We start from the raw sequence: 847 nt of genomic DNA on the forward strand, positions 1-847 counted from the left end.
GCGGACATCGCCGTTGTCTTGTCGACGTGTCGGGTTTGACCGGCGTACCTACCAGGCAACGAGGGAGGTCGTTATGGACGGCACAGGATCAGGCAGCAACGGTGTGGAGCAGGTGGTGGTGTACCTGCGCATCTCCGAGGATCGTACCGGCGCGGAGGCCGGGGTCGAACGGCAGCGCCAGGACTGCCTGGAAACGTGCGCGAGGCTCGGGATCACTGATCCGGCGATCTTCATGGACAACGACATCTCCGCCTACTCTGGCAAGAAGCGCCCCGGCTACCTCGAGTTGTTGGAGCGGGTGAAGCTCGGGCCGTCGCGGATCGTGGTGTGGCACGTGGACAGGCTCTACCGTCGCCCCCGCGAGCTGGAAGATCTCATCGACCTCGTAGAGACGCACCCGATCCACATCGAGACGGTCAAGGGCGGCGCGTTCGACCTGAACCCTGATCCACCGTTGTGGGGGTGGTTTTGGGGTGTCGGAATAGAGAAGATGCCCCTTCTGATCTGGGACAATGGGTGTTGGTAGACAAACCATTGGACGCAGTCGAGGGGGCATCTTCGAGGTGCAATCGTCTCACACTCCCACCCGCCGTTTCACGCCCGTCTTCGATGAGGATCATCTCGTGGCTGCAGGCGGCCTGCCCGCGGTGATGGGACTGGCCCAGAGGGCAGGCTTCACAGGTCTGCTGAAGGCGCGCCTCACGGTGGCATCCCCCAACGCGCCCGTGAAGGTCCGCGCGCTGGTGGCGGGCATGCTGGCCGGGGCTGATGACATTGACGGCATGGACATCCTCCGTTCGGGTGGGTCGGCAAAGGTGGTGGGGGCGGTGCGTGCCCCCAGCACGTT

At 64.2% G+C, this 847-nt stretch carries 1 protein-coding gene and 1 pseudogene; both read left to right on the forward strand.

The window, feature by feature from the left end; all coding sequences use genetic code 11:
• Nucleotides 1–526, forward strand: a 526-nt coding sequence (locus tag FK530_RS24350; RefSeq protein WP_146489422.1) for a recombinase family protein, incomplete at its 5' end; no start/stop codon positions are given.
• A gap of 97 nt (nucleotides 527–623) precedes the next feature.
• A pseudogene (locus FK530_RS24355) lies at nucleotides 624–847 on the forward strand (IS1380 family transposase); the annotation flags it as partial.

It is taken from the genome of Tsukamurella conjunctivitidis (assembly GCF_007858475.1).
GTDB classification, from domain to species: Bacteria; Actinomycetota; Actinomycetes; order Mycobacteriales; family Mycobacteriaceae; genus Tsukamurella; species Tsukamurella conjunctivitidis.